The organism is Nocardioides imazamoxiresistens (assembly GCF_032378595.1).
In the GTDB taxonomy this organism is placed as follows: domain Bacteria; phylum Actinomycetota; class Actinomycetes; order Propionibacteriales; family Nocardioidaceae; genus Nocardioides; species Nocardioides imazamoxiresistens.
Genome location: NZ_JAVYII010000007.1, coordinates 65,933 through 78,275 on the forward strand (window position 1 = coordinate 65,933; position 12,343 = coordinate 78,275).

A 12,343-nucleotide genomic window follows, 5' to 3' on the forward strand; every position below is an offset into this window, starting at 1 on the left:
ACGCCCGGTACGCCTCGGCGGGCTGTCCTCAGGGCAGCTCGCCGACGCGTACCTGGGCGCCGTGGCCCAGGTCGAGCACGTCGCCGGAGGCCAGGCGCGCCGGCACGGAGGTCAGCCGCACCGGCTGCTCGCCGCGACGGCACAGGAACGTGCCGTTCGTGGAGTCGAGGTCGGCGGCCGTGACGTCCCAGCCGTCGGGGCGGATCTCGAGGTGGGTCGCGGACACGTGGGGCTCGGGGATCGTCACCAGCACCGCCTCCTCCTCGCGGCCGGCCCGGGCCCGGGGCGCCCGCCCGACGACGACGGCCGCCTCGATGTCGACGTCCTGGCCGCTGCTGGTGGTCAGGCGGCCGAGGGAGGGGCGCGCCACGGGGCGCGGGGGGCCCGCGACCGGAGCGGCGCAGTAGCGGCAGGAGTCGCTGCCCGGCCGGTTCGGGTGGCTGTTCGAGCACAGCTCGCCGAGGACGGGGGTGCCCGGACCGCGCCACGGCCGGGGGCCCGGGGTGCTCGGCGCGCCGGGGGCCGGCACCAGGCCGAGAGGGCGTGCCGACGTCGAGGGGGAGTGGATCGTCGCGCCGTCGTGGACGACGGGCGCCGCGGCGGCGGGGCGATCGGCGGTCATCCGCCAGGCCGGGGCCGTCGCGGAGGAGCCGGCAGCCTGCGGCGTGCGTGGGCGCTGCAGCCGTCGGGCCCGCACGACACCGGAGAGCAGCGGCAGGAGCTCGTCCTCCTCGTCGGCCGGCTCCGTCGGGGCCGCGGGGGCGGCGGAGCGGACGGCGATCCACTCGACGTCCTCGGCGGTCCGTTCCGACCAGGTGGCGACGCCGCCGCCGGTGACGGAGCGGTCGACGGCCCCCCGCGCGCTGGCGACGAAGCTGCCGCGCGCGGCGAGGAGCACGCCGCGGTCGGCACCGGGCACGTGGAGGGCGGCGGCGAAGCCGGGCAGCTCGACCGTGCGGCGCCCGGTGGCCTGCAGGAGCACGTCGACGAAGGCGTCGAGCTCGAGGTCGCCCTCGAGCTGGTGCCAGAGCCGGCCCACCGCCTCGGCGCCGGCGCCGCGGTCGAGGACGGCGACGCCACCGGTCCAGGCCACGCCGAAGTGCTCGCCCGGCAGCCAGCTGACACTGACCGGGGTGGCCGCGAGGGCCCGCGCCCGGCGCTCGTCGCCGAGGGAGGGCCCCGAGGGGTCCGTCGAGTCGAGCTCGCTCACGCCTGATCCTCTCGTGTCGACGACCGGGCCCGCCGTTCCTGGACGGGTGTCAAGACGCGTGGGTCGGAGCCTAGCGGACGACGGCGACGAGGTCGCCGCCCTCGACGGGTCGCGTGCCGGTGAAGGGGAGCCGCTCGACGGTGCCCGCGCGGGGGGCGGTGATGGCGGCCTCCATCTTCATGGCCTCGATGGTCGCGAGGGTGGCGCCGGCCTCGACCTGGCTGCCCTGCTCGACGACGACGGTGACGACGCCCTGGAACGGGGCCGCCACGTGGCCGGGGTCGCTCGGGTCGGCCTTCTCCGTGGTGACCTCGTCGGCGGCCACCGAGCGGTCGCGCACGGAGATCGGTCGCAGCTGGCCGTTGATCGTGCACATCACGGTGCGCAGGCCCCGCTCGTCGGCCTCGCTGACGGCCTCGAGCCCGAGGATGAGGGTCTTGCCCTCGTCGAGCTCGACGGTGTGCTCGCCCCCGCGCCGCAGCCCGTACAGGTAGTCGAGGGTCGCGAGCCGTGAGAGGTCGCCGTAGGCCTCCCGTGCGGTCCGGAACTCCCGGGTGGGACCGGGGAAGAGGAGCTCGTTGAGGGCGTCGCGGCGTCCGGGCCCGGCGTCGGCGAGCGCCGCCTGCTGCGCGTCGTCCAGCGGGGTCTCGGCGGGGCGGGCGGCGCGGCCGGCGAGGGCCTTGGTGCGGAAGGGCTCGGGCCAGCCGCCGGGCGGGTCGCCGAGCTCGCCGTTGAGGAAGCCGATGACGGAGTCGGGGATGTCGTGCTCCCCGGGGTTCTCGGCGAACTCGGCGAAGCGCTCGGGGGTGTCGATGCCCTGGCCGACGAGCGAGAGCGCGAGGTCGCCGATGACCTTCGAGGACGGGGTGACCTTGGGGATGTTGCCGAGGATGTCGTTGGCCGCGGCGTAGGTGTCCTCGATCTGCTCGAAGCGCTCGCCGAGGCCCAGGGCGATGGCCTGCTGGCGCAGGTTGGACAGCTGGCCGCCCGGGATCTCGTGGCGGTAGACGCGCCCGGTGGGCGAGGAGAGGCCGGACTCGAAGGGGGCGTAGACGCGGCGCACGGCCTCCCAGTACGGCTCCAGGGCGCTGACGGCGCCCAGGGAGAGACCGGTCGCGCGAGCGGTGTGGTCCGTCGCCGCCACGAGCGCCGTGAGCGACGGCTGGCTCGTGGTGCCGGCCATCGTGGCGGTCGCGGCGTCGACGGCGTCGACGCCGGCGTCGACGGCGGCGAGGAGGGTGGCGAGCTGGCCGCCGGCGGTGTCGTGGGTGTGGAGGTGGACGGGGACCTCGAAGCGCTCGCGGAGGGCGGTGACGAGGGTGCGGGCGGCGGGGGCGCGCAGGAGGCCGGCCATGTCCTTGATCGCCAGGACGTGGGCGCCGGCGTCGACGATGCGTTCGGCCAGGCGCAGGTAGTAGTCGAGCGTGTAGAGCTGCTCGCCGGGGTCGGAGAGGTCGCCGGTGTAGCACAGGGCGACCTCGGCCAGGGCGGTTCCGGTGGCGCGCACGGCGTCGATGGCGGGGCGCATCTGGTCGACGTCGTTGAGGGCGTCGAAGATGCGGAACACGTCGATGCCGGTGGCCGCGGCCTCGGCGACGAAGGCGTCGGTGACGGCGGTGGGGTAGGGGGTGTAGCCGACGGTGTTGCGTCCGCGCAGCAGCATCTGCAGGTTGATGTTGGGCACCGCCTCGCGCAGGGCGGCGAGGCGCTCCCACGGGTCCTCGGACAGGAACCGCAGCGCGACGTCGTAGGTCGCGCCGCCCCACGCCTCGAGCGACCACAGCTGGGGCGTGAGCCGGGCGACGTGGCCGGCGACCCCGAGCAGGTCGTGGGTGCGCACCCGGGTGGCCAGCAGTGACTGGTGGGCGTCGCGGAAGGTGGTGTCGGTGACCGCGACGGCCTCCTGGGCGCGCAGGCGACGGGCGTACCCCTCGGGGCCCAGCTCCTGCAGCGCCTGGCGCGAGCCGGACGGGGGCGCGGTCTCGAGCACGTCGGCGTCGAGGTGGGGGAGCTTCTCCGTCGGGTCGAGGGAGACGGGCGCCTCGCCGTGCGGCCGGTTGACGGTGACGTCGGCGAGGTAGGTCAGCAGGCGGGTGCCGCGGTCGTTCGAGGCGCGTGCGCTCAGCAGCTCGGGGTGGGTCTCGATGAAGCTGGTCGTGACGCGTCCGGCGGTGAAGTCGGGGTCGGCCAGGACGGCCGAGAGGAACGCGATGTTCGTCGACACGCCGCGGATGCGGAACTCGGCGACCGCGCGGCGGGCCTTCTCGACCGCGAGCTCGAAGGTGCGGCCCCGGCACGTGAGCTTGGAGAGCATCGAGTCGAAGTGCGGGCTGATCTCGGCGCCGGCGTACGTCGTGCCGCCGTCGACCCGCACCCCGGGGCCGCCCGGGGAGCGGTAGGTGGTGATCTTGCCGGTGTCGGGGCGGAACCCGTTGGCGGGGTCCTCGGTGGTGATGCGGCACTGCAGGGCCGCGCCGCGCAGCTGGATCGAGTCCTGGCTCAGGCCGAGGTCGGCGAGGGTCTCGCCCGCGGCGATGCGCAGCTGGGACTGCACGAGGTCGACGTCGGTGACCTCCTCGGTCACGGTGTGCTCGACCTGGATGCGGGGGTTCATCTCGATGAAGACGTACTCCCCGTCCGGGTTCAGCAGGAACTCCACCGTGCCCGCGCAGGTGTAGCCGATGGCCTTCGCGAACCTCACCGCGTCCGCGCAGATCCGCTCGCGCAGCTCGGGGTCCAGGTGGGGGGCCGGGGCGATCTCCACGACCTTCTGGTGACGTCGCTGCACCGAGCAGTCGCGCTCGAACAGGTGGATGACCTCGCCGGTGGCGTCGGCCAGGATCTGCACCTCGATGTGGCGCGGCTCCACGACCGCCTGCTCGACGAACACCGTGGGGTCGCCGAACGCGGCCTCGCCCTCGCGCATGCACGTCTCGACGGCCTCGCGCAGCAGCTGCTGGTCGGGGCCGGGCTCGTCGACGCGGCGCATGCCGCGCCCGCCGCCGCCGGCGACCGCCTTGACGAACAGCGGGAACGGCAGCTCGGCGGCCGCCGCCACGATCGCGTCCACGTCGGTGGAGGGCTCCACGCTGCGCAGCACCGGTACGCCCGCCGCCTTCGCCGCCGCGATCGCCCGGGCCTTGTTGCCCGTCAGCTCCAGGACCTGCGCCGAGGGCCCCACGAACGTGATCCCCGCGGCCGCGCACGCCTCCGCCAGCGCAGGGTTCTCGGACAGGAAGCCGTAGCCGGGGTAGACCGCGTCGGCACCGGCGGCGACCGCGGTCGAGACCACGAGGTCGGGGTCGAGGTAGTTGCGCACCGGGTGGCCCTCGTCGCCGATCTCGTAGGCCTCGTCGGCCTTCAGCCGGTGCTCGGACCAGCGGTCCTCGTGCGGGAACACCGCCACGGTCCGCACGCCCAGCTCGTACGCCGCGCGGAACGCCCGGATCGCGATCTCGCCGCGGTTGGCCACCAGCACCTTCGAGAACATGGGGCCGAGGTTATCCAGGTCACGTTCCCGCCGGGGCGCGGGTGTCCGAGGAGTGGGTCAGCGGCGCCGACGGCTCGCCCCGCTCGGGGCACGGACCAGGAAGGTGCGCCCCGTCCGCCGCCGCAGCAGACCGATCAGCACCCACACCACGAACCCGCCGAACAGGCCGACGAAGACCCCGGCGACGACGCCGAAGACGGTGTCCTCGCGACCGGTCGCCTCCTCCTGGGCGGCCCGGCGCTCGTCCACGACGTCCTCGATCCCGTCGGGCAGCGCCCGCGCCCACTCCGTCATCCGCAGACCCGCGTCGCCGAGCATCTCGTACTGCTCGATGGCCTCGTAGGCGCTCGCCTCCTCCGGCGTCAGCGTGAACCCCTGCTCCTCGAGCTGGTACGAGGGCGGCAGGGGCCGGTCGCCGCTGAGCCGGACCTGGCCGGTGACCGTGCCGTCGGGGCTCTGCTCCCACAGCACCAGGAGACCGTCCACCGTCGCGTTCGCCATCATCTGGTCGAACGCGTGCCCCGCCTGGCGGTAGCCCGCGTTCCAGGACTCCTCCACGACCAGCACGAACATCGGTGCCTGCTCCTGGTCGATGACCTGCTCGAGGGCGGCCTCGTCCTCGGGGGACAGGTACGCCGACGAGCCGGGCGCCACGACGACGTGGTCGCCGTCGGCGAACGCGTCGAGCGCGTCCTGCACGACGTCGCCGGGGACGAGGTCGTCGCGGGTGGACGGCGCCGACCCGTCGAAGCGGCCGACGACCGCGAGGCAGGCGAGCACGCCGCACACCAGGCCGACGAGGGTCGGGGCCAGTCGGCGCACGAGGCCGTTCACGACGCACCTCCCGCGCGTCGCGCCCTGGCGACCTGGGTCCACAGGTCGTCGGTCAGGGCGCCGTAGCCCGTGCGGGCCCAGACGTCGTCGCGCGCGAAGTAGGGCTCGCGGCGCAGCCCGCGCTGCACCACGAAGGGGTGGGAGAGCGGGCCGCGGGCGCAGGCGCGGCAGACCGGCACCTCGACCCCGGCGGCGCCGACGTCACGCCGGTCGGTCGCCTCGCCGTGGAGCGGATTCACGTAGCAGGGGCGGTACGCCGGTGCGCCGGGGTCCTCGAGCGCGCGACGCGCGATGCGCGCCAGGACGAGGGCGCCGACGAGGTCCGGCTCGCGGCGGTGGCCGCGGCCCGCGTGGTCGAGCAGGGTGCGCGCGGCTGCCAGGGACCCGTCGACCCGGTCGCGCACCGCGTCGTCCAGACGCCGTCCGGCCCGCGCCGCACGCAGGTCCTCCACCTGCGCGACCTCGTCGGCCACCGCGGAGCGGAGCGTCGGGACCGCGTCCGACTCCGGCGACGTCGCGTCCTTCCTCAGGCGGACCGCCGCGGACCCGCCGGTGGGAGTGGTGGGCGCCGTGGCGCGCCAGGTGAGCGCGGTCCTCACGACGAGCGCGACCACGATCGTCACCAGCACGAGGGCGGTCGTCGGGACGAACGTCGCCTGGAACTCGTCCGAGGCGCTGCCGTCGCGGTCGTACTGCCACTCCGGCTTCTGCCAGACGCCGGCCAGGTACTGCGCGGGGTCCTCGCCGTTGTCGGCCAGCTGGTCGATGCCGTACGCGACCCCGCCGACGAGCGCGGTGACGGACCCGTCCTCGTCGGACTGTCCCGGCACCCAGTCGAGGCGGACGTCCTCCCACGCTCCGGTCCCGGCATCGGCCGGGTAGAGGGAGTGGGGGTCGGTGGCGGCGAAGTAGACACCGTCGCCGAGGCGGTCCGCGAGCCGCACCGCGAGGTCCTCGGCGGCCTCGCTGCCGTAGTCGCCCTGCGCCAGGCCGGGCACGTCCGGCACCAAGGCGACGTAGACCGGCACGCCCGCCTCCGCCGCCTCGGCGACCTTGGCCGTCAGGGCCGCGTCGACCTCGTCGCGCGCGCCGTTGCCGAAGAGGGGGTGCACGAGCACGGGGTCGTCCCGCAGGGCGGCGACGACCTCGTCGAGGGTGGGCGCGTCACCGAGGACGTCGCGGGCGAGGTCCTGGCCCGGGGGTGTGGGCTCCTGGCTCATCGGCGCGCCCGGTGCAGCGCGGTCACGAGGTCCGGGACGAGCGCGCCGAACCCGGTGTCGGCCCACGGACGGGCGTCCGTCTCGAAGTAGTGGCGGGGGCTCCCGTCGACCATGACGTCCAGGATGGCCGGCTTCCCGCCCCGCTTGAGGTCGCGGCGGCAGCGGGTGCACAACGGCGCGTGCAGCCGTTGTCCGCCGACCTCGACGTCCCGTTCCGTGGTCCCCGGACCGTGCAGGGGGTTGAGGAAGCACGGGGCCTGCGGCGACCACGCCCTGCCGCGCGACGCGGCCGCGAGCGCCGCGCGTCCGCGCTGCGCCAGCACCAGCCCGCCGACGCCGTCGAGCAGCGGCACGTCGTCGGCCGGGTCCTCGGGCCGGAGCACCCGGCGCGCCGCGTCGTAGTGGTCGAGGGCTGCCTGCCACGAGTCCGCGTCGCCGCGAGGGGTCAGCTCCGCGGCGTCGACGGCCTCGCCGAGCGCGAGGAGCTCGTCGCGACCACGGGTGACGACCCGGGCGTCGTGGGCGGCCCGCACGAGCTCGACCGCCGACGGCGGCAGCGTGTACGCCGCGCCGCGCGAGCCCTGTGCGGACGCGCGGACGCCTCGCTCGGGCGTACCCGGCCGGGCGCCGGAACGGGCGCGGCGGGAGAGCAGGACGCCGGCGACCACGATCGCGAGGACCGCGCCGGCGCCGAGGAGGACGGTGCCGCCCGCTCCGTCGGACCCCTCCTCCTGGGCGCGGTCCTGCTCGCGCGCCTCGCGCACGGAGCCGATGTAGCTGTCCCACTGCGTGAGGTCGCCGTCGACGCGGGCGGCCATCGACTCCGTGAGCAGGACCAGACCGTCGCCGAGGTCGTCCTCGACCTGGTTCACGTCGAGAGCGTCGAAGTCCGTCGGCAGCTTCTCGGAGACGGACCAGCCGCGGTCGGAGAGGGTGTACGGCGCGATGCCCTCCCGCTCGGCGTAGTCGGCGGAGTAGAACCAGTCGGTGGCGACGTAGAGGCCCTCCAGGGGATCGCCGTCCGTGACGCTGCGGTCGTGCACGCGGGTCAGCAGGCTGTCCATCGAGCCGAACCGGCCCGTCTCGGAGACGTCCTCGACCACCACGTAGACCGGGGCGCCGGCCTCGCGCAGCTCGGCGAGGTTGGCCTCGATCTGCTCCTGCTGCTCCGCCGGGACGAGCTGGGCGGCGCTGGGGTGCACGTACAGCCCGTCGGCTCGCAGCTCCGCGAGGATCGTCTGGACCTCGTCCTCCGCCACCGTCACCTCGTCTGGTCGTCCCCCACCCCGGACGGGGCCTGGCTCAGCGCCGCCGGGGATACCCGCGAAGGGCCGGTGGCACACCTATTCTGCGCCACCGGCCCGTTCGACCCCCAGGGGTGGTCGAGCATCAGGAGGACGCGGCGCGCAGCTTCTCCAGCAGGGGCTCGGCGGCCTCGGCGAGGAAGGCGTCGAGCGAGGAGTCGCCGACCTGGACGAGGGCGACGTCGGTGAAGCCGGCCTCCCAGAACGGCTTGACCGCCTCGACGATGGCGTCGAGGTCGGGGCCGCACGGGATGTTGTCCGCGACGTCCTCGGGCCGCACGAACTGGGTGGCCCCGGCGAAGCCCGCGGTCGTCGGCAGGTCGGCGTTGACCGACCAGCCGCCCGCGAACCAGCGGAACTGCTCGTGGGCGCGGGCGACCGCGGCGTCGCGGTCCGGGTCCCAGCAGATCGGGATCTGGCCGACCGCGCGCGCCGGACCGGAACCGATCGTGGGCGCGCCGTCGGTGCCGTTCCACGCGCTCACCAGGTCGGCGGAGGGCTCGGTGGCGACCAGGTGGTCCGACAGCGGGGCGAAGCGCTGCACCGCCTTCTCGCCCCCGACGGCGACGCCGATGCCCACGGGGGTCTCCGGGAGGTCCCAGATCCGGGCGGAGTCGACGCGGAAGTAGTCGCCCTCCCACGTCACGAGGTCGCCGGTGTGCAGCGCCCGGATGATCTCGATCGCCTCGACGAGCATGTCCTGGCGGGCGTCGACGCTCGGCCAGCCCTGCCCGACCACGTGCTCGTTGAGGTTCTCGCCGGCGCCGAGGCCGAGCGTGAAGCGGTCGTCGGAGAGCAGCGCCAGGGTCGCGGCCTTCTGCGCCACGACGGCCGGGTGGTAGCGGATCGTCGGGCAGGTCACGTAGGTCATCAGGTCCACGCGCTCGGTCGCCTGGGCCACCGCGCCCAGGACGCTCCAGGCGTACGGCGCGTGGCCCTGGGCCGCGAGCCAGGGGAAGTAGTGGTCGCTGGCGACCTCGAAGTCGAAGCGCGCCCGCTCGGCGGCCACGGCGTGGCGCACCAGGTCCTTCGGGCCGGACTGCTCGGTCATGAGGGTGTAGCCGAAGCGTGTCGTCATGGCCCCACTGGACCACCGGGCACCAAAGCCGCGGGGCCGGGCCGCCCGGAGGCGACCCGACCCCGTGGTCGGACGGTGCTGGGGTCGGCCGGTGCGGCCGCCGCCGGAGTCAGTCCTTGAGCTCGCAGACCACGCCGCCGTTGGTGACCGTGGCGCCCACCTCGGCGTCGAGACCCGTGACGGTGCCGGCCTTGTGCGCCTTGAGCGGCTGCTCCATCTTCATCGCCTCGATCACGACGATGGTGTCGCCCTCGGCGACCTCCTGGCCCTCGGAGACCACGACCTTGACGATCGTGCCCTGCATCGGGGAGGCCACCGCGTCGCCGGAGACGGCGGCGCCGGCCTTCTTGCCGCCCTTGCGCTTGGGCTTCTTCGCGCCCGCCGCGGGCCCGGCGGAGAGCCCGCCCAGACCGGCGGGAACGACGACCTCGAGGCGGCGACCGCCGACCTCGACGACGACCGTCTGGCGCTCGCCCGCCTCCTCGGCCTCGGCCGCCTCGCCGCCGAACGGCTCGATCTGGTTGTCGAACTCCGTCTCGATCCACTGGGTGTAGACGTCGAACGATCCCTCGCCGGAGGGGTTGGAGGAGCCGACGTACGCGGGGTCGGAGACCACCGCGCGGTGGAACGGGATCACCGTCGGCATGCCGTCGACCACGAACTCGCCGAGCGCGCGGCGGCTGCGCTCGAGCGCCTGCGTGCGGTCGCGGCCGGTGACGATCAGCTTGGCGACGAGGGAGTCGAACGAGCCCGGGACGGTCTCGCCGTTCTCGTAGCCGCCGTCGAGGCGCACGCCGGGGCCGCTCGGGGGGCTCCAGGCCGACAGCGTGCCGGGAGCGGGCATGAAGTTGCGCCCGCCGTCCTCGGCGTTGATCCGGAACTCGATCGAGTGCCCGCGGATCTCCGGGTCGCCGTAGCCGAGCTCCTCGCCGGCCGCGATCCGGAACATCTCGCGCACCAGGTCGATGCCCGTGACCTCCTCCGAGACGCAGTGCTCGACCTGCAGGCGGGTGTTGACCTCGAGGAAGGAGATGGTGCCGTCCTGGGCGACGAGGAACTCGCAGGTGCCGGCGCCGTAGTAGCCGGCCTCGCGCAGGATCCGCTTGGAGGACTCGTAGAGCTCCTCGAGCTGCGCGTCGCTGAGGAAGGGCGCGGGCGCCTCCTCGACCAGCTTCTGGTTGCGGCGCTGCAGCGAGCAGTCGCGGGTGGACACGACCACCACGTTGCCGTGCTGGTCGGCGAGGCACTGGGTCTCGACGTGGCGCGGCTTGTCGAGGAACTTCTCGACGAGGCACTCGCCGCGACCGAAGGCCGTCACGGCCTCGCGGACGGCCGACTCGTAGGCGTCGGGGATCTCCTCGAGGGTGCGCGCGACCTTGAGGCCGCGGCCGCCGCCGCCGAAGACCGCCTTGATCGCCACCGGCAGGCCGTTGTCCTTCGCGAACGCGACGACCTCGTCGGCGTCGGCGACCGGGTCCTTGGTGCCGGGCGCGAGCGGCGCGTTCGCCCGGTCCGCGATGTGCTTCGCCTTCGCCTTGTCGCCCAGCGCCTCGATGGCCGACGGCGGGGGACCGATCCACGTGAGCCCGGCGTCGATGACGGCCTGGGCGAAGTCGGCGTTCTCGGCGAGGAAGCCGTAGCCGGGGTGCACCGAGTCGGCGCCGCTCTGCTCGGCCACGGCCAGGATCTTGGCGATGTCGAGGTAGGACTCGGCGGGCGTCGCACCGCCGAGGGAGTGCGCCTGGTCGGCGAGCCGGACGAACAGCGCGTCGCGGTCCGGCTCGGCGTAGACGGCGACGCTGTCGATGCCCGCGTCCTTGCAGGCACGGACGACGCGGACCGCGATCTCACCGCGGTTCGCGATGAGCACTCGACGCAACGGCTTGATCTCGGGCACGGGCACTCCTCGACAGGTCGGTTCACGAGCGGCGACGGACCCTCCGGCGAGGGCAGCCGCTGGGGAGTCTAGGGCGAGGGCCGGACGTGTCGACGGGGGGTCCGGTCCTCGGTCCCATTTTTCCGGTACGTCGTCCCGCTGTCGATGCGGCGTCGCCGGGGCGCCCGGCGTCCGTCGGCCCGAGGTCGCCGGACGGTAACCTCGTCGCCGTGGGGGGACAGGGTCGGCGCTGGCGGCGCCTCGGCGCCGAGGTGAGCCGGTTCAGCCTCGTGGGCGTGGTGGCGACCTTCGTCGCCGTCGTCCTGTTCAACGTGCTGCTGCACGGGGCGTGGCTCGTGGAGCCGCTCCTGCGGGACCGGCCGCTGACCGCCTACGTGCTGGCGAACACCGTGGGGATGCTCGTCAGCTACAACGGCACCCGCTACTGGGTCTTCAAGCACCGCACGGCCCCCGGCGACGACAACGGCTTCTGGGCGTACGTGGTCATCAACGTCGCCACGATGGCGCTCCCGGTGGCCTGCCTGTGGTTCAGCCGCAACGTGCTGGGGTTCACCGACCCCGTCTCCGACAACGTCGCGGCCAACGTCGTCGGCCTGGCGCTGGGCTTCGCGGCCCGCTTCTACCTGTTCCGCCAGGTCGTGTTCAACCAGCCTCGGCGTCGCGTGGGCGCCACAGGTCCGGCCACGCGTGACCGAGTCGAGCCAGGAGCACCCTGAGCAGCGGCACGCTGACCCCCACCACGTTGTGCGGGTCGCCGTCGACGCCGGCGACGAAGGCTGCCCCGAGACCCTCGAGCGTGAAGCCGCCCGCGACCGCGAGCGGCTCGCCGGTGGCGACGTACGCCTCGATCTCGGCGTCGCTGGGCTCCGCGAAGCGCACGAGCGTGGAGCCGACCTCGACCTCGCCGCGACCGCTGGCCAGGTCCAGCACGGCGTGACCGGTGTGCAGGACGCCCGTGCGGCCCCGCATCCGGTGCCACCGCTCGACGGCGACCTCGGCGGTCCCGGGCTTGCCGTGCGCCTCGCCGTCGACCTCGAGGACGGAGTCGCAGCCGAGCACGACGGCGTCGACGGGCAGCTCGTCGCTCCGGGCGGCGACGGCGTCGCGCTTCAACCGCGCGAGCTCGGCGGACAGCTCCCGCGGCCCCAGGCCGTCGGCCACCGACTCGTCGACGCCGGAGACGACCACGAGGGGGTCGAGGCCGGCGGTCCGCAGGGTGCGCAGGCGGGCGGGGGAGGCGGAGGCGAGCACGAGGGTCGGCACACGGGCACCGTACGTGGCGGCCGTTTCGAGGAATGTCGGTGCGCTCG

9 protein-coding genes are annotated in these 12,343 nt (G+C 74.5%); 1 reads left to right on the plus strand and 8 read right to left on the minus strand.

Going from position 1 to position 12,343, the window contains the following annotated elements; all coding sequences use genetic code 11:
- Positions 1-28 precede the first annotated feature (28 nt).
- The 7 genes from RDV89_RS15660 to RDV89_RS15690 all read right to left on the minus strand — a co-directional run bounded on the left by RDV89_RS15660 (position 29) and on the right by RDV89_RS15690 (position 11,033).
- On the minus strand, positions 29-1,210 hold the full coding sequence (locus tag RDV89_RS15660; RefSeq protein ID WP_315734372.1) for an FHA domain-containing protein: 1,182 nt from the start codon (positions 1,208-1,210) through the stop codon (positions 29-31).
- Between the two features lie 70 nt (positions 1,211-1,280).
- Positions 1,281-4,700, minus strand: coding sequence for a pyruvate carboxylase (locus tag RDV89_RS15665; protein ID WP_315734374.1), 3,420 nt, complete (start codon positions 4,698-4,700; stop codon positions 1,281-1,283).
- A 57-nt stretch (positions 4,701-4,757) separates the two neighbouring features.
- Positions 4,758-5,534 carry a hypothetical protein gene (locus tag RDV89_RS15670; protein WP_315734376.1) on the minus strand — a complete coding sequence of 259 codons (777 nt, stop codon included), beginning with the start codon at positions 5,532-5,534 and terminating at the stop codon, positions 4,758-4,760.
- Positions 5,531-6,754, minus strand: coding sequence for a hypothetical protein (locus RDV89_RS15675; RefSeq protein WP_315734378.1), 1,224 nt, complete (start codon positions 6,752-6,754; stop codon positions 5,531-5,533). The genes RDV89_RS15670 and RDV89_RS15675 overlap by 4 nt, the downstream gene beginning before the upstream one ends.
- Entirely contained in the window at positions 6,751-8,013 is a 1,263-nt protein-coding gene (locus RDV89_RS15680; protein WP_315734380.1) for a hypothetical protein, read from the minus strand. Before RDV89_RS15680 ends, RDV89_RS15675 begins: the two co-directional genes overlap by 4 nt.
- Before the next feature lie 130 nt (positions 8,014-8,143).
- A complete protein-coding gene (locus RDV89_RS15685) occupies positions 8,144-9,136 on the minus strand; it encodes an LLM class F420-dependent oxidoreductase (protein WP_315734382.1) in 993 nt (330 codons plus the stop codon).
- A 109-nt stretch (positions 9,137-9,245) separates the two neighbouring features.
- Positions 9,246-11,033 (minus strand): acetyl/propionyl/methylcrotonyl-CoA carboxylase subunit alpha, encoded by a 1,788-nt coding sequence (locus RDV89_RS15690; RefSeq protein WP_315734384.1) that lies wholly within the window; start codon positions 11,031-11,033, stop codon positions 9,246-9,248.
- 209 nt (positions 11,034-11,242) lie between these two features.
- On the opposite strand from RDV89_RS15690, the gene RDV89_RS15695 reads away from it, so the two are divergent.
- Complete coding sequence (locus RDV89_RS15695) at positions 11,243-11,749, plus strand: GtrA family protein (protein WP_315734385.1); 507 nt, start codon at positions 11,243-11,245, stop codon at positions 11,747-11,749.
- On the opposite strand, the gene RDV89_RS15700 is transcribed toward RDV89_RS15695, so the two are convergent.
- The gene (locus tag RDV89_RS15700; RefSeq protein WP_315734387.1) at positions 11,676-12,296 is read right to left on the minus strand and encodes a Maf family protein; all 621 of its coding nucleotides are present in this window, start codon (positions 12,294-12,296) and stop codon (positions 11,676-11,678) included. The genes RDV89_RS15695 and RDV89_RS15700 overlap by 74 nt on opposite strands.
- Positions 12,297-12,343 lie beyond the last annotated feature (47 nt).

What these genes read in the sequence shown, in the direction of transcription:
- RDV89_RS15685 (WP_315734382.1), bottom strand. Translation starts at nt 9,136, where the DNA reads ATGACGACACGCTTCGGCTACACCCTCATGACCGAGCAGTCCGGCCCG.
- RDV89_RS15665 (WP_315734374.1), bottom strand. Translation starts at nt 4,700, where the DNA reads ATGTTCTCGAAGGTGCTGGTGGCCAACCGCGGCGAGATCGCGATCCGG.
- RDV89_RS15675 (WP_315734378.1), bottom strand. Translation starts at nt 6,754, where the DNA reads ATGAGCCAGGAGCCCACACCCCCGGGCCAGGACCTCGCCCGCGACGTC.